Source organism: Micropruina sp., from assembly GCF_047602385.1.
Classification (GTDB): Bacteria; Actinomycetota; Actinomycetes; order Propionibacteriales; family Propionibacteriaceae; genus Micropruina.
This window is the reverse complement of record NZ_JASGHL010000004.1, coordinates 327,105-346,697: the sequence shown is the minus strand read 5'-3', so window position 1 is coordinate 346,697 and position 19,593 is coordinate 327,105. Positions and strand designations below refer to the sequence as shown.

At 69.1% G+C, this 19,593-nt stretch carries 16 protein-coding genes and 1 pseudogene; 16 read left to right on the top strand and 1 reads right to left on the bottom strand.

Annotation, left to right across the window (positions count from 1 at the left end; all coding sequences use genetic code 11):
- The first annotated feature begins 6 nt into the window (after positions 1 to 6).
- The 15 genes from QM711_RS14730 to QM711_RS14660 all read left to right on the top strand — a co-directional run bounded on the left by QM711_RS14730 (position 7) and on the right by QM711_RS14660 (position 17,776).
- Positions 7 to 564, top strand: a complete 558-nt coding sequence (locus QM711_RS14730) for an NADH-quinone oxidoreductase subunit B (RefSeq protein WP_415100618.1) — start codon at positions 7 to 9, stop codon at positions 562 to 564.
- Positions 561 to 1,367, top strand: a complete 807-nt coding sequence (locus QM711_RS14725; protein ID WP_415100616.1) for an NADH-quinone oxidoreductase subunit C — start codon at positions 561 to 563, stop codon at positions 1,365 to 1,367. The genes QM711_RS14730 and QM711_RS14725 overlap by 4 nt, the downstream gene beginning before the upstream one ends.
- Positions 1,364 to 2,719 carry an NADH-quinone oxidoreductase subunit D gene (locus tag QM711_RS14720; protein WP_415100614.1) on the top strand — a complete coding sequence of 452 codons (1,356 nt, stop codon included), beginning with the start codon at positions 1,364 to 1,366 and terminating at the stop codon, positions 2,717 to 2,719. Before QM711_RS14725 ends, QM711_RS14720 begins: the two co-directional genes overlap by 4 nt.
- Entirely contained in the window at positions 2,716 to 3,465 is a 750-nt protein-coding gene (gene nuoE, locus QM711_RS14715) for an NADH-quinone oxidoreductase subunit NuoE (RefSeq protein ID WP_415100612.1), read from the top strand. Before QM711_RS14720 ends, nuoE begins: the two co-directional genes overlap by 4 nt.
- Complete coding sequence (gene nuoF, locus QM711_RS14710) at positions 3,462 to 4,787, top strand: NADH-quinone oxidoreductase subunit NuoF (protein ID WP_415100610.1); 1,326 nt, start codon at positions 3,462 to 3,464, stop codon at positions 4,785 to 4,787. The genes nuoE and nuoF overlap by 4 nt, the downstream gene beginning before the upstream one ends.
- Positions 4,784 to 7,228, top strand: coding sequence for an NADH-quinone oxidoreductase subunit G (locus tag QM711_RS14705; protein WP_415100608.1), 2,445 nt, complete (start codon positions 4,784 to 4,786; stop codon positions 7,226 to 7,228). Before nuoF ends, QM711_RS14705 begins: the two co-directional genes overlap by 4 nt.
- The gene (gene nuoH / locus QM711_RS14700) at positions 7,225 to 8,529 is read left to right on the top strand and encodes an NADH-quinone oxidoreductase subunit NuoH (RefSeq protein WP_415100606.1); all 1,305 of its coding nucleotides are present in this window, start codon (positions 7,225 to 7,227) and stop codon (positions 8,527 to 8,529) included. The genes QM711_RS14705 and nuoH overlap by 4 nt, the downstream gene beginning before the upstream one ends.
- Complete coding sequence (gene nuoI / locus QM711_RS14695) at positions 8,529 to 9,083, top strand: NADH-quinone oxidoreductase subunit NuoI (protein ID WP_415100604.1); 555 nt, start codon at positions 8,529 to 8,531, stop codon at positions 9,081 to 9,083. The genes nuoH and nuoI overlap by 1 nt, the downstream gene beginning before the upstream one ends.
- On the top strand, positions 9,080 to 9,865 hold the full coding sequence (locus QM711_RS14690) for an NADH-quinone oxidoreductase subunit J (protein ID WP_415100602.1): 786 nt from the start codon (positions 9,080 to 9,082) through the stop codon (positions 9,863 to 9,865). The genes nuoI and QM711_RS14690 overlap by 4 nt, the downstream gene beginning before the upstream one ends.
- Entirely contained in the window at positions 9,862 to 10,158 is a 297-nt protein-coding gene (gene nuoK, locus QM711_RS14685; protein ID WP_415100600.1) for an NADH-quinone oxidoreductase subunit NuoK, read from the top strand. The genes QM711_RS14690 and nuoK overlap by 4 nt, the downstream gene beginning before the upstream one ends.
- A 130-nt stretch (positions 10,159 to 10,288) precedes the next feature.
- Positions 10,289 to 12,184: an NADH-quinone oxidoreductase subunit L gene (gene nuoL / locus QM711_RS14680; RefSeq protein WP_415100940.1), complete on the top strand. Its 1,896-nt coding sequence runs from the start codon at positions 10,289 to 10,291 to the stop codon at positions 12,182 to 12,184.
- A gap of 13 nt (positions 12,185 to 12,197) precedes the next feature.
- Positions 12,198 to 13,700: an NADH-quinone oxidoreductase subunit M gene (locus tag QM711_RS14675; protein WP_415100598.1), complete on the top strand. Its 1,503-nt coding sequence runs from the start codon at positions 12,198 to 12,200 to the stop codon at positions 13,698 to 13,700.
- A complete protein-coding gene (gene nuoN / locus QM711_RS14670; protein WP_415100596.1) occupies positions 13,700 to 15,247 on the top strand; it encodes an NADH-quinone oxidoreductase subunit NuoN in 1,548 nt (515 codons plus the stop codon). Before QM711_RS14675 ends, nuoN begins: the two co-directional genes overlap by 1 nt.
- Positions 15,248 to 15,342: 95 nt before the next feature.
- A complete protein-coding gene (locus tag QM711_RS14665; RefSeq protein WP_415100594.1) occupies positions 15,343 to 16,323 on the top strand; it encodes a polyprenyl synthetase family protein in 981 nt (326 codons plus the stop codon).
- A 94-nt stretch (positions 16,324 to 16,417) separates the two neighbouring features.
- Positions 16,418 to 17,776 (top strand): NAD(P)/FAD-dependent oxidoreductase, encoded by a 1,359-nt coding sequence (locus QM711_RS14660; RefSeq protein ID WP_415100592.1) that lies wholly within the window; start codon positions 16,418 to 16,420, stop codon positions 17,774 to 17,776.
- A 384-nt stretch (positions 17,777 to 18,160) separates the two neighbouring features.
- Here the strand turns inward: QM711_RS14660 and QM711_RS14655 are convergent, their stop codons facing one another.
- Complete coding sequence (locus QM711_RS14655; RefSeq protein WP_415100590.1) at positions 18,161 to 19,000, bottom strand: PhzF family phenazine biosynthesis protein; 840 nt, start codon at positions 18,998 to 19,000, stop codon at positions 18,161 to 18,163.
- A 168-nt stretch (positions 19,001 to 19,168) separates the two neighbouring features.
- Here QM711_RS14655 and QM711_RS14650 point away from each other — a divergent pair.
- A pseudogene (locus tag QM711_RS14650) lies at positions 19,169 to 19,531 on the top strand (amidase family protein); the annotation flags it as partial.
- Positions 19,532 to 19,593: the final 62 nt, after the last annotated feature.

Here is a 19,593-nt window from a genome sequence, read left to right as displayed (position 1 = left end):
TGCGACATGGGGCTTGAGGACAAGATTCCGCAGGGCGTCCTGCTGACCACGGTCGAGGGCATCTTCGGCTGGATGCGGCAGGCGTCGTTCTGGCCGGCCACCTTCGGCCTGGCCTGCTGCGCGATCGAGATGATGACCTACGGCGCGCCCCGTTTCGACGCCGGACGCTGGGGCCAGGAGGTGTTCCGGGCCTCACCGCGGCAGGCCGACCTGATGATCATCTCCGGCCGGGTCAGCCAGAAGATGGCACCGGTGCTGCGCCAGGTGTACGACCAGATGCCGAACCCGAAGTGGGTGATGGCGATGGGCGTCTGCGCCAGCTCCGGCGGCATGTTCAACAACTACGCGATCGTCCAGGGCGGCGACCACATCGTCCCGGTCGACATGTACGTGCCCGGCTGCCCGCCGCGTCCCGACATGTTGATCGACGCCATGTTCAAGCTGCGCAAGGACATCGTGATGAAGCGCCCGATCGGCGCCCACGAACTCGAAGAGATCGAGGCTCAGGAGCGGGCCGCGCTCGAGGCGATGGCGACGCACGAGATGAAGGGCCTGATGCGATGACCACCGACCGGCCCGATCCCGCGGGCAAGCCGGGCGAGCAGGTGCCCGGGGAGGAGAAGACCGTCGATTCCCACGTCGACGGTGCCGACTCCGCCCCCGGCGCCGGTCTCGAGCGCGAGGACGCCCAGCCCGACGAGGCCGTCGACGTCATCGCCCAGGTGGCGGCCGGTGCGCACGTCATCGAGACCCGCAAAGGGATGTGGTCGGACGGCTCCGGCGACACCTCCGGCTACGGCCGGCTGGTCCGGCTGGTCGAGCTGCCGAACGCCGGCCTGCCCAGCGAGGGCTGGTACACCCCGGCCACCGCCCGGCTGTTGCGGCTGGTGCCGGACTCGCTGGTCCGGGTGGTCTTCGACCGCGGCGAGCTGACCTTCCTCGTCGTCCGCGAGAAGCTCACCGAGGTGATGGGCCAGCTGCGCGACGACGCCCAGCTGCGGTTCGAGTTCTGCGCCAGCGTGTCCGGCGTCCACTACCCGACCGACAGCGGCGCCGAACTGCACGTCGCGTACCACCTGCAGTCGATGACCCATAATCGCCGGCTCCGGGTGGAGACCACGGCACCCGACGATGACCCGCACGTGCCCAGCGTGACGCCGATTTACCCGGCGGCCGACTGGCACGAGCGCGAGACCTGGGACATGTTCGGCATCGTCTTCGACGGCCACCCGCACCTGACCCGGATCCTGATGCCGGACGACTGGGTCGGGCATCCGCAGCGCAAGGACTATCCGCTGGGCGGTATCCCGGTGGAGTACAAGGGCGCCACCGTGCCGCCGCCCGACCAGCGGAGGAGCTACCGATGAGCACCACCGACTTCTACGCCCAGCCGGGCGAGGCCACCGAGGGCACCGTCTACACCGCGATGGGCGGCGACTGGGCCGACATCGCCGCCGAGCAGGCCGAGCGGTCCGACGAGATCCTGGTGATCAACATGGGGCCGCAGCACCCGTCCACCCACGGCGTGCTGAGGCTGATCCTGGAATGCGACGGCGAGAGCGTGCTGAGCATCCGGCCCGGCATCGGCTTCCTGCACACCGGTATCGAGAAGAACATGGAATACCGGACCTGGACGCAGGGCACCACCTTCGTCACCCGGATGGACTACGTCGCCCCGATCTACAACGAGGTGGCCTACTGCCTGGCGGTGGAGCGGCTGCTCGGCATCGAAGGCGACATCCCCGAGCGCGCCAACGTGATCCGGGTGCTGATGATGGAGCTGAACCGGATCTCGTCCCACCTGGTCTGCATCGGCACCGGCGGCATGGAGATCGGCGCCCTGACCGTGATGACGATCGGCTTCCGCGAGCGCGAGATGATCCTCGACTTCTTCGAGGCCGTCACCGGGCTGCGGATGAACCACGCCTACATCAGGCCCGGCGGCGTGGCCGTCGACCTGCCCGAGACCGGCATCGCGCAGTTGCGCGAGCTGATCGCCTGGCTGCACAAGCACCTGCCCGAGTACGCCGAGTTCTGCAACGAGAACCCGATCTTCAAGATGCGGATGATCGGCATCGGCCACCAGGACCTGGCCGCCTGCATGGCGCTCGGCGTCACCGGCCCGGTGCTGCGCTCGACCGGCTACAACTGGGACCTGCGCAAGCAGCAGCCGTACTGCGGCTACGAGACCTACGACTTCGAGTCGAAGGCCTGGAGCCCCGAGGACGGCTGGGAGTCCAGCGACAGCTACGCCCGGTTCCGGATCCGGCTTGACGAGATGTGGGAGAGCCTGAAGATCGTCGAGCAGTGCGCCGACCGGCTGGAGGCGTCCCGCGGCGAGCCGGTGATGGTGAACGATCCGAAGATCGCCTGGCCGGCGCAGCTGGCCGTCGGCCCGGACGGCCAGGGCAACAGCCACGAGCACATCAAGCACATCATGGGCGAGTCCATGGAGGCGTTGATCCACCATTTCAAGATCGTCACCGAAGGCTTCCGGGTGCCGCCCGGCCAGGCCTACGTGCCGATCGAGTCGCCGAAGGGCGAGATCGCCTGCCACGTGGTCTCCGACGGCGGCACCCGTCCGTTCCGGGTGCACATGCGCGACCCCGGGTTCAACCACCTGCAGTCGGTGCCGATCCAGTGCGAGGGCGGGATGATCTCCGACGTCGTGGTGGCGGTCGGTTCGCTGGATCCGGTGATGGGTGGTGTGGACCGATGAGCGGCCACGAATTCCAGTCCTGGTTCCCGGAATCGGGCGGCATCGACTACGAGGACGACTCGACCTCGATCAGCGACACCACGATGGACGAGTTGCGCTCGATCGCGGCCCGCTACCCGCAGGCCCGCTCGGCGTTGCTGCCGATGCTGCACCTGGTGCAGAGCGTGGACGGCCGGGTCAGCCCGGCCGGGGTGAAGGCGTGTGCCGAGATCCTCGGCATCACCACCGCCCAGGTCTCCGGCGTGGCCACCTTCTACACCATGTACCGGCGGCGTCCGGCCGGACGGCATCACGTCGGGGTGTGCACCACCGCGTTGTGCGCGGTGCTCGGTGGCGACCACCTGCTCGACCGGGTGAGCGAGCGGCTCGGCATCCATGAGGGCGAGACCACCGCCGACGGCACCTTCTCGCTGGAGCGGCTGGAGTGCAACGCAGCCTGCGACTTCGCCCCGGTGATGATGGTCAACTGGGAGTTCTTCGACAACATGACGCCCGAGAAGGCCGACGAACTGCTGGACGGCCTGGCCGCCGGCGAGGCCGTCCGGTCCCCGCGGGGGGCGACGCTGACCTCGTGGCGGGAGGCTGAGCGGGTGCTGGCCGGCTTCCCGGACGGCCGGGCCGACGAGGGGCCGACCGCGGGCGAGGCGTCCCTGCTGGGCCTGCGGGTGGCACGCGAACGCGGGTGGCGGGCGCCGGACGTGCCACCGCCGATCGCGACCGGCGACGAGTCCGGAGGTGACCGGTGACCGACCTGCTGACTCCCGTGTTGAGCGAGAACTGGGCCGACGAACGGGCCTGGAAGCTGACCAACTACGAACGCCGCGGCGGCTACCGGGCGTTGCGCAAGGCGCTCGGCCAGACCCCCGCCGAAGTGATGGGCGTGGTGAAGGACTCCGGCCTGCGCGGACGCGGCGGCGCCGGCTTCCCGACCGGCATGAAGTGGTCCTTCGTGCCGCAGGACAACCCGAACCCGAAGTACCTGGTGGTCAACGCCGACGAGTCCGAGCCGGGCACCTGCAAGGACATGCCGTTGATGCTGGCCAGTCCGCACACCCTGGTCGAGGGCGTGATCATCGCGTCCTACGCGATCGGTTGTTCCTACGCCTTCATCTACTGCCGCGGCGAGGTGCTGCACGTCATCCGGCGGCTGCAGCAGGCCGTCCGCGAGGCCTATTCGGCGGGCTATGCCGGCAAGAACATCCTGGGCAGCGGCTACGACCTCGAGGTCGTCGTGCACGCCGGCGCCGGCGCCTACATCTGCGGCGAAGAGACGGCGCTGCTCGACTCGCTCGAGGGACGCCGCGGCCAGCCCCGGCTGCGGCCGCCGTTCCCGGCGGTGGCCGGCCTGTACGCGTCCCCGACCGTGGTCAACAACGTCGAGTCGATCGCGTCGGTGCCCTCGATCATCGACCGCGGCGCGGCCTGGTTCGGCTCGATGGGCACCGAGAAGTCCAAGGGGATGACCCTCTACTCGTTGTCGGGCCACGTCCAGCGGCCGGGGCAATTCGAGGCCCCGCTAGGGGTGACGCTGCGCCAGCTGCTGGAACTCGCCGGCGGCATGCGGACGGGCCACGAACTCAAATTCTGGACGCCCGGCGGCAGCTCCACTCCGATCCTGACCGCCGAGCACCTCGATCTGCCGCTCGACTACGAGTCGATGGGCGCGGCCGGCACCATGCTCGGCACCAAGGCGCTGCAGTGCTTCGACGAGACCACCTCGGTGGTCCGGACCACGCTGCGCTGGATCGAGTTCTACAAGCACGAGTCCTGCGGCAAATGCACGCCCTGCCGCGAGGGCAACTGGTGGCTGGTCCAGATCCTGAAGAAATTCGAGGCCGGCCAGGCCGAGCCCGGTGACATCGAGAAGCTGCTCGACATCGCCGAGGACATCGGCGGCCGGTCGTTCTGCGCACTCGCCGACGGTGCGGTGGCCTGCCTGACCAGCGCGATCAAGCATTTCCGCGACGAGTTCGAGGAGGGCATGAAGACCCCCGCCTGGGAACTGTTCCCCTACCAGCGCAGCGCCGTGTTCAGCACCGGCGCCGCCGTGGAAGGAGCGCACGCATGACCGTCACCGCCAAGCCCGGCGAGGTCGTCGCCAGCGACCTGATCAGCGTCTTCATCGACGGCACCGAGGTGCAGGTGCCGAAGGGCACCCTGGCCATCCGGGCCGCCGAGATGATCGGGGTGGCGATCCCGCGGTTCTGCGACCACCCGCTGCTCGAACCGGTCGGCGCCTGCCGGCAGTGCCTGGTCGAGGTGCCCGACATGGGCAACGGCCGCGGCATGCCGAAGCCGCAGGCGTCCTGCACCCTGGAGTGCGCGCCGGGGATGAAGATCCTCACCCAGGAGACCTCGGCGGTGGCCGCCAAGGCCCAGATGGGGATGATCGAGTTCCTGCTGGTCAATCACCCGCTGGACTGCCCGATCTGCGACAAGGGCGGCGAGTGCCCGCTGCAGAACCAGGCGATGAGCACCGGACGCGGCGAGTCCCGCTACGAAGGCGTCAAGCGGACCTTCCCCAAGCCGGTCAGCATCTCGGCGCAGATCCTGCTCGACCGGGAGCGCTGCATCCTGTGCGCCCGCTGCACCCGGTTCTCCGAGCAGATCTCCGGCGACCCGTTCATCACCCTGGTCGAGCGCGGCGCGCTGCAGCAGGTCGGCTACTACGAGGATCACCCGTACAACTCCTACTTCTCCGGCAACGTCATCCAGATCTGCCCGGTGGGTGCGCTGACCAGCGCGTCCTACCGGTTCCAGAGCCGTCCGTTCGACCTGGTCAGCACGCCGACCACCTGTGAGCACTGCGCCGGCGGCTGCCAGTTGCGCACCGACCACCGGCACTTCCAGGTGAAGCGGCGGCTGGCCGGCGACGCCCCCGAGGTCAACGAGGAATGGAACTGCGACAAGGGCCGGTTCGCGTTCAAGTCCGGACGCGGCGCCGACCGGCTGACCCGTCCGCTGATCCGCGAGGACGGCGTGCTGCGGGTGGCGTCCTGGCCCGAGGCGATCGACGCCGCGGTGGCCGGGCTGCGCCGGGCCGGTAACCGGGTGGGCGTGCTCACCGGCGGCCGGCTGACCGTCGAGGACGCCTACGGCTACGCCAAATTCGCCCGCACCGTGCTGGGCACCAACAACATCGACTTCCGGTCGCGTCCGCACAGCGCCGAAGAGGCCGCCTTCCTGGCCGACCGGGTCGCCGGTCAGGTGCTGGACGCCGGACGGCTCAGCTACACCGCACTGCAGGACGCCAAGCAGGTGGTGCTGGTCGCCTTCGAGCCCGAGGATGAGGCCGCGATGGTCTTCCTGCGGCTGCGCAAGGCGGTCCGCAAGTACGGCACCAAGGTGGTCGCCCTGGCGCCGTTCGTCTCGGCCGGCTCACGCAAGCTCAGCGCCCAGGTGATCCCGACCGTGCCGGGCACCGAGGCCACCGTGCTGGCCTCGGTGGTGGCCGACGCCGAGACCATCGTGCTGATCGGCGACCGGGCCGCCACGGTGCCGGGACTGCTCACCGCGGCCGCCGAGTTCGCCGACACCACCGGTGCCCGGCTGGGCTGGATCCCGCGTCGCGCCGGTGACCGGGGCGCGATCGAAGCCGGCTGCCTGCCGAACCTGCTGCCCGGCGGCCGTCCGGTCGGCGAGGTCCGGGCCCGGGTCGACGTCCAGGCCGCGTGGGGGAGTGCGACGCTGCCCAGCACGTCCGGTTTGGACGCCGACGCTCAGCTCGCCGCGGCCCGCAAGGGCGGCCTGGCGCTGCTGGTCGGCGGCCTGGAGCCGTCCGACTTCGTCCATGCCGAGGACGCCCGGCAGGGTTTCGCCGAGGCGTCCTTCGTGATCAGCCTGGAGCAGCGGATCAGCGAGGTCACCGAACGGGCCGACGTGGTGTTCCCGATCGCGCTGATCGAAGAGCGGCCCGGTCACTTCCTGAACTGGGAGCATCGCCGCGGCCGGGTGAACACGGTGATCAAGCAGCCGAACCAGCCGATGACCGACCTGCGGGTGCTGGCCGCGCTGGCCGATGCGCTCGGGCGTCCGCTGGGCGTCCGGACGGCGCGGCAGGCCCTGGCCGAACTCGACGAGCTCGGCGGCTGGGACGGCACCCGGGTGCCGCTGGCCGCGGGCCGGGCGGCGTCCGAGGCCCACCCGCAGGAGCTCGGCGAGGGCGAGGTGGCGCTGGCCACCTGGCGGGAGATGATCGACGGCTCGCGCGCCAACGACGGCGAGCCCGCGCTGCAGGCGACGGCCCGGCCGGTGCTGGCCCGCACCTCACCCGAGCTGGCGGACGCGCACGGGCTGGACGGCTCGGTCACCATCAGCGCCGGTGACGGCTGGCTCACCCTGCCGTTGGAGATCGTGCCGGGGATGGCGTCCGACACCGTCTGGGTGCCCAGCCACGCACCGGGAACGCCGCTGTCGGAACTCGGCCTGGTGCACGGCGCCGGCGTCACCCTGAGTGATCCCGGCGACGCGCCGAGTGAAGAGTTCCGCAGTGAAGGAGGTGCGGCATGATCCCGCTCGATCTTTCCCTGTTCGGCACCGACCCGTGGTGGCTGGTGCTGATCAAGGTCGTGGTGCTGTTCGTGGTGCTGCTGGTCTGGACCATCTTCAACGTCTGGTACGAGCGCCGGCTGGTGGCCAAGATGCAGCACCGGATGGGCCCGATCATGAACGGCCCGTTCGGTCTGGGCCAGGCGGTCGCCGACGGCACCAAGCTGATCTTCAAAGAGGACTTCCGGCCCAAATCGGCTGACCGGATCCTGTTCACCCTGGCCCCGTTGATCGCCGGCACGGCCGCGTTCACTGCCTGGTCGGTGATCCCGTTCGGCGGCGAGGTGGAGATCTTCGGCGTCCGGACCCGGCTGCAGCTGACCGACCTGCCGATCTCGGTGCTGGTCATCCTCGCGGTCGCCTCGGTCGGCATCTACGGCTTCGTGCTGGCCGGCTGGTCGTCCAACTCGCCGTACTCGCTGCTCGGCGCGCTGCGCAGTTCGGCCCAGATGATCTCCTACGAGCTCAGCATGGGTCTGGCGCTGGTCGCGGTGTTCCTCTACAGCCGTTCGATGTCGACCTCCGAGATCGTCGGTGCTCAGGGCCAGTCGTTCGTCTTCTTCGGCCAGGACTGGGGACTGCAGAACTGGTACTTCCTGCAGCTGTTCCCGTCGTTCGCGATCTACGTGATCTCGATGGTCGGCGAGACCAACCGGGCGCCCTTCGACCTGCCCGAGTGCGAATCGGAACTGGTGTCGGGCTACCTCACCGAGTACTCCGGGTTCCGCTACGCCACCTACTTCCTGGCCGAGTACATCAACATGGCCACCGTCTCCGCGGTCGCCACCACCTTGTTCCTCGGCGGCTATCACGCACCGTGGCCGATCAATGCGCTGATCCCCGCGATGGACGTCGGCTGGTGGGGTCCGCTGTGGTTCATGCTCAAGGTGCAGCTGCTGATCTCGGTGTTCGTCTGGCTGCGCGGCACCCTGCCGCGGTTCCGCTACGACCAGTTCATGACCCTGGGCTGGAAATGGCTGATCCCGATTTCGCTGGTCTGGGTGATGCTGGTCGCCACCGTGCGGGTGGCCCGGGCCGAGAACTGGTTCTCCAGCCCGTGGGTGATCGGCAGCACCGTGGTGGTGGTGCTGGCCCTGTTCGCGCTGTGGTGGCTGCTCGACCGGGAACCCGAACCGGAACCGGTCGAGAGCCGTCCGTTCGACCCGTTCGCCGGCGGCTACCCGGTGCCGCCGATGCCCGGCCAGCGGCTGCCCGAGCAGGCCGACGTGCTCTCTGCCGAAGCGGAAAGGAGCGATGCCTGATGGCTTCCCTCGCAGACCAGTGGGCCGGTTTCGGCGTCACCTTCCGGACGATGTTCCGCAAGACCTTCACCCAGGGCTATCCCGAGAAGGGCAAGGTCAAGGTCACCGCGCCCAGGTTCCACGGCCGGCACCAGCTGAACCGCTGGCCGGACGGCCTGGAGAAGTGCGTCGGCTGCGAGCTGTGCGCCTGGGCCTGCCCGGCGGACGCGATCTACGTCGAGGGCGCCGACAACACCGAAGAGGGCCGGTTCTCGCCCGGTGAGCGGTACGGGTCGGTCTACCAGATCAACTACCTGCGCTGCATCCTGTGCGGCCTGTGCATCGAGGCCTGCCCGACCCGCGCGCTGACCATGACCAACGAGTTCAAGCTCGGGGACACCACCCGCGAGAAGATGATCTACACCAAGGAGCGGCTGCTGGCGCCGTTGCTGCCCGGGATGGAGGCGCCGCCGCATCCTCGCCGGCTCGGTCCCGACGAGCAGACCTACTTCCTCGGCCTGCCCAAGACCGGTACCCCCGACACCCGGACGCCGTCGGCGCAGGAGGCCCGATGAGCATCGTCTTCTGGATCTGCGCACCGCTGATGGTGCTCGGCGGGCTGGGGCTGATCCTGTTCCGCAAGGCGGTCTATTCGGCGCTGTCGATGGCGCTGACGATGGTCGGCCTGGCGGTGCTGTACGCGTCCCTGGACGCCCCGTTCCTGTTCGCCATCCAGATCATCGTCTATACCGGCGCGGTGCTGATGATGTTCCTGTTCGTGCTGATGCTGGTCGGCGTCGACACCCCGGACTCGATCGTCGAGACGATCAAGGGCCAGCGCTTGCTGTCGGCGCTCGGCGCGCTCGGCCTGCTGGGGCTGATGGTGTTCTCGATCGGCGGTGCGGTGACCGCCCCGGCCACCACGATGACCCCGGCGACCGCGAGTGCCGGCGGCAACGTGGAGGGGATCGCCCAACTGCTCTTCGGCCGCTACGTCTGGGTCTTCGAACTCACCTCGGCGCTGCTGATCACCGCCGCCGTCGGTGCGATGATCTTCGCCCACGCGCAACGCACCAAGCCCAAGCTGGGCCAGAAGGAGCAGGCGCAGCAGCGGATGAAGGCCTACGCCGCCAGCGGCAGCCACCCCGGCTCGCTGCCCAACTCCGGTGTCTTCGCGACCAGCAATTCGATCGCCACCCCGGCGCTGCTGCCCGACGGCAGCATCTCGGAGGATTCGGTCAGCCGCACCCTCACCGAGCGCGGCATCCAGCTGGACAGCGTGCAGTTCAAGCAGATCACCGCGGACGCCTTCGCGGCGGCCGAGCGGGTCCGCGACGAGGAGGACGAGGAGCTGTGATCGAGGAGTACCTCTACCTGGCGGTGATCCTGTTCGTGATCGGCGCCATCGGCGTGATGGTCCGGCGCAACGCCCTGGTGGCGTTCATGTCGGTCGAGCTGATGCTGAACGCGGCCAACCTGGCACTGGTCGCGTTCGCCTTCCAGCACGGCAGCTTCGACGGCCAGGTGGCCAGCTTCTTCGTGATGGTCGTGGCGGCCGCCGAGGTGGTCGTCGGGCTCGGGATCATCGTCAGCATCTACAAGACCCGCCGCTCGACCTCGGTCGACAACGCGAACCTGCTGAACCAGTGAGGCGTCGAATGCTCTGCACACCGATTGAGACCGGGCCCCGTTGGTTGAGCCTGTCGAAACCGCCCACCGGCGAGGTCTCGACAAGCTCGACCAACGATCACCGCGTCAAGGGAGGACGAGCGTGACCGCGATGGAGGTCGTCGATCCGGTCCTGGCGACCGGGCTGTTCAGCTACGCCTGGCTGATGATCGCGCTGCCGGCGCTGGGCGCACTGCTGCTGCTCGGCTTCGGACGCCTGGTCGGCAAGGCCGGGCCGTACCTGGCGGTGGCGATGATCACCGGCTCGTTCGTGGTCGCCGTGGCCCTGTTCGTCCAGCAGTTCGGCGCGGCCGCCGACCACCGGGCGGTCTCGGTGCCGCTGTACACCTGGTTCGCGACCGGCTCGTGGCAGGTCGAGGTCGGCCTGCTGGTCGACCAGCTGTCCATCCTGTTCGCACTGCTGATCACCGGCGTCGGCGGCCTGATCCACGTCTACTCGCTCGGCTACATGGCCCACGACGAGCGCAAACGCCGCTTCTTCGGCTACCTGAACCTGTTCGTCGCCGCCATGCTCACCCTGGTGCTGGCCGACAACTACCTGGTGCTGTTCGTCGGCTGGGAGGGCGTCGGCCTGGCGTCCTACCTGCTGATCGGGTTCTGGCAGCACAAGCCGTCCGCGGCAGCCGCCGCCAAGAAGGCGTTCGTGATGAACCGGGTCGGCGACCTGGGCATGATCCTGGCCATCTCGACGATGCTGGCGATGTTCGGGTCGTCCGCCTTCATCGACGTCAACCACGGCGCCGCGCATCTGGAGAGCCCGTGGGCCACCGTGATCGGCCTGCTGTTGCTGCTCGGCGCCTGCGGCAAGTCGGCGCAGGTGCCGCTGCAGGCCTGGCTGCTGGACGCGATGGAGGGCCCGACTCCGGTGTCGGCGCTGATCCACGCCGCCACCATGGTCACCGCGGGCGTCTACCTGGTGGTTCGCAGCCACGCGATCTTCGACCTCAGCCCGGACGCGCAGGCGGCGGTCGTCATCGTCGGTACCGTGACGCTGCTGGCCGGCGCCTGGATCGGCACCAGTAAGGACGACATCAAGAAGGTGCTGGCCGGTTCCACGATGAGCCAGATCGGCTACATGATGCTGGCCGCCGGGATCGGCCCGGCCGGCTACGCCTTCGCCATCTTCCACCTGCTCACCCACGGTGCGTTCAAGGCCAACATGTTCCTCGGCGCCGGCTCGGTGATGCACGGCATGAACGACGACGTCGACATGCGGCACTACGGTGCGCTTGCGAAGTACCTGCCGGTCACCTTCTGGACGTTCGCAATGGGTTACCTGGCGATCATCGGTTTCCCGCTCACCGCCGGCTACTTCTCCAAGGACCACATCATCGAAGCCGCCTTCGGCCGCAGCCCGCTGGTCGGCGCGCTGGCCCTGCTCGGCGCCGGCGTCACCGCGTTCTACATGACCCGGCTGATGCTGATGACCTTCGCCGGCCGCAAGCGCTGGCTGGACGGCGTCCACCCGCACGAATCGCCGGCGGTGATGACGGTGCCGCTTATCGTGCTGGGCGCGCTCAGCGTGGTCGCCGGTGCGGCGATGAACTGGTGGATCCAGGAGTGGCTCGAGCCGGTCACCGGCGCCCACCCGCACGAGGTCGCGCTGCTGCCGACGGTGGTGGGCTGGGCAACCATGCTGGTGGTGGCGGCCGGGGTCGCGATCGCCTGGCTGGTCTTCGGACGGCGTCCGATCCCGGCGGTGGCGCCCGAGGGCAACCCGCTGGCGGTGGCCGGCCGCAACGACCTGTTCGGCGACGACCTCAACGACGCGCTGGTGGTGCAGCCGGTGCTGGGCCTGTCCAGGGCCGCGGTGGCCACCGACGCCAAGGGCATCGACGGCTTCGTGCACACCATCAGCACCGCCATCGGCGGGCTGAGCGTGGGCGGACGCCGGGTGCAGAACGGCTATGTCCGCAGCTACGCGCTGACCATGGTGCTGGGCGTCCTGGTGGTCGGTGTCGTGTTGATCCTCGGCCTGGCGGGCTGAGGGAGGAGCTGAGATGAGTCTGCTTACCCTGCTGGGCGTGGTGCCGCTGCTCGGGGCGCTGCTGCTCGCGCTGCCGGTGCGTGGCGCGTCCCGCGTGATCGGCCTCGGCTTCTCGCTGGCCACCCTGGTCATCGCCGCGATGGTCACCGTGCAGTACCTGGGCGGGGCCGACCTGAGCGTGCGGCAGCCCTGGATCGCCGCCTTCGGGGCGTACTGGGCGCTCGGCCTGGACGGCATGGGCCTGTCCATGGTGCTGCTGACGGTCGTGCTGACCCCGCTGGTGCTGATCGCCGAATGGAAGGTCACCGGCCACGGCCGCTGGAACGCGCAGGGCTACGCCGCCATGGTGCTGGCGCTCGAGGGGACGGCGCTGGTCACCTTCCTGGCCGACGACGTGCTGCTGTTCTACGTGTTCTTCGAAGCCACGCTGATCCCGATGTACTTCCTGATCGGCGGCTTCGGCGGGGCGCATCGCCGGGCGGCGGCGCTGAAGTTCCTGATGTTCAACCTGGTCGGCGGGTTCATCCTGCTGGCCGCGGTGATCGGCCTGTTCGCCACCGCCGCCTCGCTGGGCGAGACGCCCAGGTACCTGCTGACCGACCTGGCCGGGTTGCCGATCCCGACCGAGACCGCCCGGCTGCTGATGGTCGGGTTCCTGATCGCCTTCGTGATCAAGGCGCCGATGGTGCCGGTGCACACCTGGCTGCCGTTCGCCGCCGAGCAGGCCACCCCCGGCTCGTCCACGCTGATGGTCGGCATCCTGGACAAGATCGGCACCTTCGCCATGATCAAGTTCTGCATCGGCATCTTCCCCGAGGCCAGCGCCTGGGTCGCCCCGGTGATGATCACGCTGTCGCTGATCTCGATCATCTACGGCGCCGCCGCCGCGATCGCCAGCAAGAACCTGCTGCGGCTGGTGTCGTACACCTCGGTCAGCCACTTCGGCTTCATGGTGCTCGGCATCTACGTGTTCACCACCCAGTCGATCAACGGCTCGATCTTCTTCATGGTCAACCACGGCTTCTCCACCGCGGCACTGTTCCTGACCGTCGGCTACTTGATCAAACGCCGCGGCTCGGCCGAGATCACCGATTTCGGCGGCGTCGAGAAGGTCACCCCGGTGCTGGCCGGGGCGTTCCTGCTGGCCGCGCTGTCGGCGCTGTCGCTGCCCGGCATGTCCACCTTCGTCAGCGAGTTCCTGGTGATCGCCGGCACCTGGTCGCGCACCCCGTGGATCGCCGCGGTCGCCGCCACCGGCATCGTGCTGGCCGCCACCTACGCCCTGCTGATGTACCAGCGGACGATGACCGGGCCGGTCACCGAGGCCACCGCGAAGCACTTCACCCGCGACCTGACCGGCGCTGAGCGCAGCGTGCTGATCCCGGTGGTGACGATCCTGCTGGTCTTCGGCGTCCTGCCCGGCCCGATCGTCAGCCTGGTCGAACCCACCGCGAGGGCGGCGATGGAACGGATGCAGCTGAGCGACCCGGTCGCACCGGCGAAGGGAGAGAAGTGATGACCGCCGTCATCGAGTGGCAGGCCCTCGCCCCGGTGCTGTCGGTGCTGGTGGCCGCGATCCTCGGCATCCTGATCGAGGCAGTGGTGCCCCGTGGGCAGCGGTTCGCCGCCCAGGTCATCCTGACCGTGGTCAGCATCGCCATTGCCGGCGGCTTCCTGGTGCTCAACTGGCGCGCCGGCCTGGGTGGGCCGGTGGCGATGGGCTCGATGATGCTGGACGGCCCCACCTACTTCATCTGGGGCGCTCTGCTGGTGCTGGGGCTGGCGTCCATCCTGATCTTCGCCGAGCGCCGGCTGAACGGCGGGGTGAGCGCCTTCGCGGCGTCGGTGGCCACTGTTCCGGGCAGCCGGGCCGAGGCGGACGCGTCCGCCGCCAAACTTGAGCACACCGAAGTCTTCCCGCTGGCCCTGTTCGCCCTCGGCGGCATGATGGTGTTCCCCGCGGCGTCCGACCTGATCACCATGTTCGTCGCGCTCGAGGTGCTCTCGCTGCCGCTCTACCTGATGTGCGGGATGGCCCGGCGGCGCCGGCTGCTCTCCCAGGAGGCGGCGCTGAAGTACTTCCTGCTCGGCGCGTTCAGCTCGGCCTTCTTCCTGTTCGGGGTGGCGCTGCTGTACGGCTTCGCCGGGTCGTTCGACCTGAAGGCGATCGCGGACGCGGTGCAGAACCCGACCATGGGCCGCGGCATCCTGATCGCCGGCATGGCCATGCTGGGCGTCGGCCTGCTGTTCAAGATCGGCGTCGTCCCGTTCCACAACTGGACGCCGGACGTCTACATGGGCGCCCCCACCCCGGTGACCGGTTTCATGGCGATCTGCACCAAGCTCGCCGCCGTCGGCGCCACCCTGCGGGTCTTCTACGTTGCGCTGTCCGGTGAGCGCTGGTCGTGGCAGCCGCTGCTGGCCGTGCTGATCATCGCCACCATGGTGGTCGGCGCGGTGTGGGGCCTGACCCAGACCGACATCAAGCGGACGCTGGCCTACAGCTCCATCGCGCATGCCGGCTTCATCATGACCGCGGTCGTCGGCGCGTCCACCGGTTCGGCGGCCAGCCCGCTGGACAGCGTCTCCGCGGCGATGTTCTACCTGGTGGTCTACGGACTGGCCACGATCGGCGCGTTCGCGGTGATCACCATGGTCCGCAACCCGTCCGGCGAGGCGAATGCGATCGACAGTTGGTCCGGGCTGGGTCGCAAGAGCCCGCTGCTGGCCGGTATCTTCGCGCTGTTCATGCTCAGCTTCACCGGCATCCCGCTGACCGGCGGCTTCATCGGCAAGTGGGCCGTCTTCGCCGCGGCTTGGCGCGGCGGGTTCGACTGGCTGGTCATCGTCGCGGTGGTGTTGAGCCTGGTGGCGGCGGTGTTCTACCTGCGGATCATCGTGGTGATGTTCTTCGGCGAGCCCGCCGAAGGCGTCATGGTCGGACGGGCCAGCGCCTTCACCTGGCTGCCGATCGCAGTCTCCGCGCTCGGTATCGCCGCGCTGGGGGTCTTCCCCGGCCCGGTCCTCGACCTGGCGACCATGGCCGGCACCTTCCTGCGCTGAACCCCGCGCCCGGTGGGCGAATCGGCCGGGACCGGCGGCGTCCGGGGCATGCCGTAAACTGAGCACGCCTGCCCAAAGTCTGAGCAAGGAGAAGTGTGACTCTCGAGATCGGCGTCGACTCCACGTTCACGCAGTCGGTCGCCGACCGGTTGCAGTCCATCGAGGATCGCCTGGCCGCCTCCGCTTTCGGCGACACGCCGTTCGTCACCGAGGCCGCCACCCACATCATCAACGCGGGCGGCAAGCGGCTCCGGCCGCTGCTGGTGGTGCTGGCGTCCCAGCTGTACGACGGTGCGGACGCCGATGCCGTCGAGCGGGCCGCGATGGTGGTCGAACTGACCCACGTCGCCAGCCTCTACCACGACGACGTGATGGACGAGGCCGACCTGCGCCGCGGCGCCGAGAGCGCCAATCACCGGTGGAGCAACTCGGTCGCCATCATGGTCGGCGACTTCCTGTTCGCCCGGGCGTCCTCGATCGTGGCCACCCTCGGCGTCGAGTACGTGGCCCTGCAGGCAGACACCTTCGCCCGGCTGGTCCAGGGCCAGATCGCCGAGACCCGCGGGCCGTCCGGCGGCGACGACCGGGTCGCCCACTACCTGCAGGTGGTGGCCGATAAGACCGGTTCGCTGATCGCCACGTCCGCCCGGTTCGGCGGCATGGTGGCTGGTGCTCCCGAGCCGGTGCAGCGCGCCCTGGCCGCGTTCGGCGAAGAGATCGGCGTCGTCTTCCAGCTCTCCGACGACATCATCGACATCGCCAGCGACAGCACCGGCAAGACCCCCGGCACCGACCTGCGCGAGGGAGTCTGGACGCTGCCCACGCTGCTGGTCCGGGCGTCCGCCGACCCCGCCGACGCCCGGCTGCGAGAGCTGATCGGACGCCGGATCGACGACCCCGGTGAACTCGCCGAGGCGCTCGCCCTGATGCGTGCGCACCCGGCCCTGGCCGCCGCCCGGGACGAGGTGGACCGCCGCGCCCAGCTCGCCAAGGAGCACCTGGCGGTACTGCCCGCATCGGCCGCCCGCGAGGCGATGTTCGAGTTGTGCGACCAGATCGTCTCTCGTTCGAGCTGATCGGTCCGTCCGGGTCCGTCGCGCTTGCCAGTCTTAGCGTCGGACGGCAGACTCGACCCGATAGCTACACCGAGATTCCCTGCTTGGAGCGCCCATGCCTCGTCCTCACGTCGTCATCATCGGTTCCGGGTTCGGTGGGCTGTTCTCGGCCCAAGCCCTCGCCAAGGCCGATGTCGATATCACCCTGATCAGCAAGACCACCGCACACCTGTTCCAGCCATTGCTCTACCAGGTGGCGACCGGCATCCTGTCCAGCGGCGAGATCGCCCCGGCGACCCGCGACATCCTGCGCAACCAGAAGAACGCCCGGGTGCTGCTCGGTGAGGTCAACCGGATCAACCTCGACTCCCGGATCGTCATCGGCGAGAAGCTCTCCAAGCAGATCATCCTGCGCTACGACTACCTGATCGTCGCCGCCGGAGCCGGGCAGTCGTACTTCGGCAACGACCACTTCTCCACCTTCGCCCCCGGGATGAAGACCATCGACGACGCGCTCGAACTGCGGGCCCGGATCTTCGGCGCCCTCGAGATGGCAGAGCTCAGCCAGGACGCCGCCGAGCGCCGCTCGCTGATGACCTTCGTGGTGGTCGGTGCCGGCCCCACCGGCGTCGAGCTGGCCGGCCAGATCGTCGAGTTGTGCCACAAGACGTTGCCCGAGTCGTTCCGCAACATCGACACCCGGCAGTGCCGGGTGCTGCTGCTGGACGGCGCCCCGGTGGTGCTGCCGCCTTTCGGCGCGAAGCTGTCCGCCGCCGCCAAGAAGGAGCTCGAACGGATCGGCGTCGAGATCAAGCTCGGCGCGATGGTGACCAACGTGGACGCCACCGGCCTTGACATCAAGTATCAGGACGGCAACACCGAACGGGTGGACGCGATCTGCAAGGTGTGGGCGGCCGGCGTCCAGGCGAGTCCGCTGGGCAAGACCCTGGCCGCGCAGTCCGGCGTCGAGGTGGACCGGGCCGGACGCGTGCCGGTGCAGCCCGACCTGACCCTGCCCGGGCGTCCCGAGGTGTTCGTGATCGGCGACATGATGAGCCTGGACCGCCTGCCCGGCGTCGCCCAGGTGGCCATCCAGGGCGGCAAGTACGCCGCCAAGAAGATCATCGGCGAACTCACCGGCAGCCCGGTCACCGAGAAGTTCAGCTACTTCGACAAGGGCTCGATGGCGGTGATCAGCCGGTTCGGAGCGGTCGCGAAGATCAACGACAAGGTCCAGTGGAGCGGCTTCATGGCCTGGCTGGCCTGGCTGGGCCTGCACCTGATCTACGTGGTCGGCTTCAAGAACCGGATCACCACCCTGCTGCACTGGGCGATCACCTTCCTCGGCAGCGGGCGCTCCGAGCGGGTCACCACCGAACAGCAGCTGGTCGGCCGGCTCGCGGTCAAGCAGCTCGGCCCGGCCTTCGAGCCCACCATCAGCGGCATCCTCGACCCCAAGAAGATCGAGCACTAACCCTTTCGCCGTCTCGCCTGGTCGAGCCTGTCAAGACCCGTTGGTCGAGCTTGTCGAGACCTGCTGCGGTCGCGTCTTGGTGGTTGCGTTCCGTTCCGCGGAGTGGGCTGCACCCCGTCCCGCCCAAGGGCGCTGCTCGTCCTACTCTGCTGTTCGTCTGCGGATCCCGGCAGGGGACGAGCGTCGCCTCACGCCCGACCCACCCGGACGGGGTGCAGCCCACTCCGCTTTCAGCGTTTGCGTTCCTGCGTTGGTCGGCCGGGATACCGCTGGTCGAGCTTGTGGAGACGTGGACCGTGGGGACGGTTCTTTCGGTCACTTTTCGGACCGGGGGGACGGTTCTTTCGGTCACCCCTCGGAGTTGCCCACACCGTCTCGACTCGCTCAGATCGGGTTGGGGACGCCGCGGCCGCTGACCACGATGCCGCCAGCGGGCGGGATGTCGACGGTGAGTTCGCTGGGGCGTCCGATGTGGCTGCCTTGGGCGATCGTGATCCGTCCGGACGCCGGCGCCGCACTCAGCGCCCGCAGGTAGCCGCCGACCGCGGCGGCTGCGGCTCCGGTCGCCGGATCCTCGGTGATGCTGCCCACCGGGAACAGGTTGCGCGCGTGCCATTGTCCGGCGGTCTCGCTGTGCAGCACCGTGATAGTCGCCGGCCAGCCGTAGCCGTCCAGGATCGCGCGGGCCTGGGACGGCTCGAAGCCGAAGCTGTCGAAGACGTCCCGCTCGGCCAGTACCACCACCGGGTGCCAGTTGCCGGCGTAGACCTGCAGCGGCGGGAACCCCGGATCGAGGGCGTCCGTGCCGACACCGATGAGATCGAGCACGTCGGCGAGCATCGGTTCGGTCAAGGGCGCAGTTTCCGGTTCGACGCTGGTGAATGAGGCCAGTAGCCCCTGCTCGTCGAGCCGGGTGTCGATCGAGACCCGGCCGACCGGGGTGTCGAACTCGATCGGGCCCGGCTGCTCGACGGTGGCGATCGCCAACGCGGTCGCGATGGTGGCGTGGCCACAGAACGGTATCTCGGCCAGCGGGGTGAAGTAGCGGACGGTACGGACGCCGTCCGCGCCGCGTCCGGTGACGAAGGCGGTTTCGCTGTAGCCCAGGTCGGCGGCGATCCGCAGCATTGCCGCTTCGTCGAGGCCGGAGGCGTTGCGGACCACCCCGGCAGGGTTGCCGCCCCGGGGGTCGGTGGTGAAGGCGGCCCAACGTTCGATCAGCACGCCGTCAGCCTAAACCGCCCGAGAGGTGCCGAGACTCGTGAGATGGCGCGCAATCGTCGGCTCCGGCACGGCGTCAAAGCGTGACGACGGGCAGGATCGCGCGCCATTCCGCGGCGGGCCAGCACCGCTGAACGGTTGGCGTGCGTTGCAGTCGGACGCCGTGACAGGATGACGGCCATGCTGGACGCCGCTACCTACTCCGCGTTGTCGGCGCTGGAGATCACCCGGGAGGTGAACGCCGGGCAACTGTCCGCCGTCGAGGTGGCTGCCGCGGCCCTGGAGTTGGCCGAGCAGCGTGGCCCCCGCTACGGGGCATTCAGCAGCCTGACCCCCGATCGGGCGATGGCGGACGCCGAACGCACCGATGCCCGGATCGCGACTGGCACCCGACTGCCGCTGGCCGGCGTCCCGTGCCCGATCAAGGACCTCAATCAGGTGGCGGACGAGCCCTGGGAGGCCGGCAGCGCGGCGCTGCGGGGCAACCGGGCCAGCGCCGACGACCCGATCGTCGGCTGGTTCGGAGCGGCCGGCACCACCATGATCGGGAAGACGACGGTGCCCGAGTTCGGGCTGCCCTGCTATACCGAGCCCGA

Bases quoted from the DNA above. Each gene is read 5' to 3' on its own strand.
- nuoL (WP_415100940.1), top strand. From the start codon at position 10,289: ATGGAGGTCGTCGATCCGGTCCTGGCGACCGGGCTGTTCAGCTACGCC.
- nuoE (WP_415100612.1), top strand. From the start codon at position 2,716: ATGAGCGGCCACGAATTCCAGTCCTGGTTCCCGGAATCGGGCGGCATC.
- QM711_RS14720 (WP_415100614.1), top strand. From the start codon at position 1,364: ATGAGCACCACCGACTTCTACGCCCAGCCGGGCGAGGCCACCGAGGGC.
- QM711_RS14690 (WP_415100602.1), top strand. From the start codon at position 9,080: ATGAGCATCGTCTTCTGGATCTGCGCACCGCTGATGGTGCTCGGCGGG.
- nuoI (WP_415100604.1), top strand. From the start codon at position 8,529: ATGGCTTCCCTCGCAGACCAGTGGGCCGGTTTCGGCGTCACCTTCCGG.
- QM711_RS14660 (WP_415100592.1), top strand. From the start codon at position 16,418: ATGCCTCGTCCTCACGTCGTCATCATCGGTTCCGGGTTCGGTGGGCTG.
- nuoH (WP_415100606.1), top strand. From the start codon at position 7,225: ATGATCCCGCTCGATCTTTCCCTGTTCGGCACCGACCCGTGGTGGCTG.
- QM711_RS14730 (WP_415100618.1), top strand. From the start codon at position 7: ATGGGGCTTGAGGACAAGATTCCGCAGGGCGTCCTGCTGACCACGGTC.
- QM711_RS14675 (WP_415100598.1), top strand. From the start codon at position 12,198: ATGAGTCTGCTTACCCTGCTGGGCGTGGTGCCGCTGCTCGGGGCGCTG.
- QM711_RS14705 (WP_415100608.1), top strand. From the start codon at position 4,784: ATGACCGTCACCGCCAAGCCCGGCGAGGTCGTCGCCAGCGACCTGATC.
- QM711_RS14725 (WP_415100616.1), top strand. From the start codon at position 561: ATGACCACCGACCGGCCCGATCCCGCGGGCAAGCCGGGCGAGCAGGTG.
- nuoN (WP_415100596.1), top strand. From the start codon at position 13,700: ATGACCGCCGTCATCGAGTGGCAGGCCCTCGCCCCGGTGCTGTCGGTG.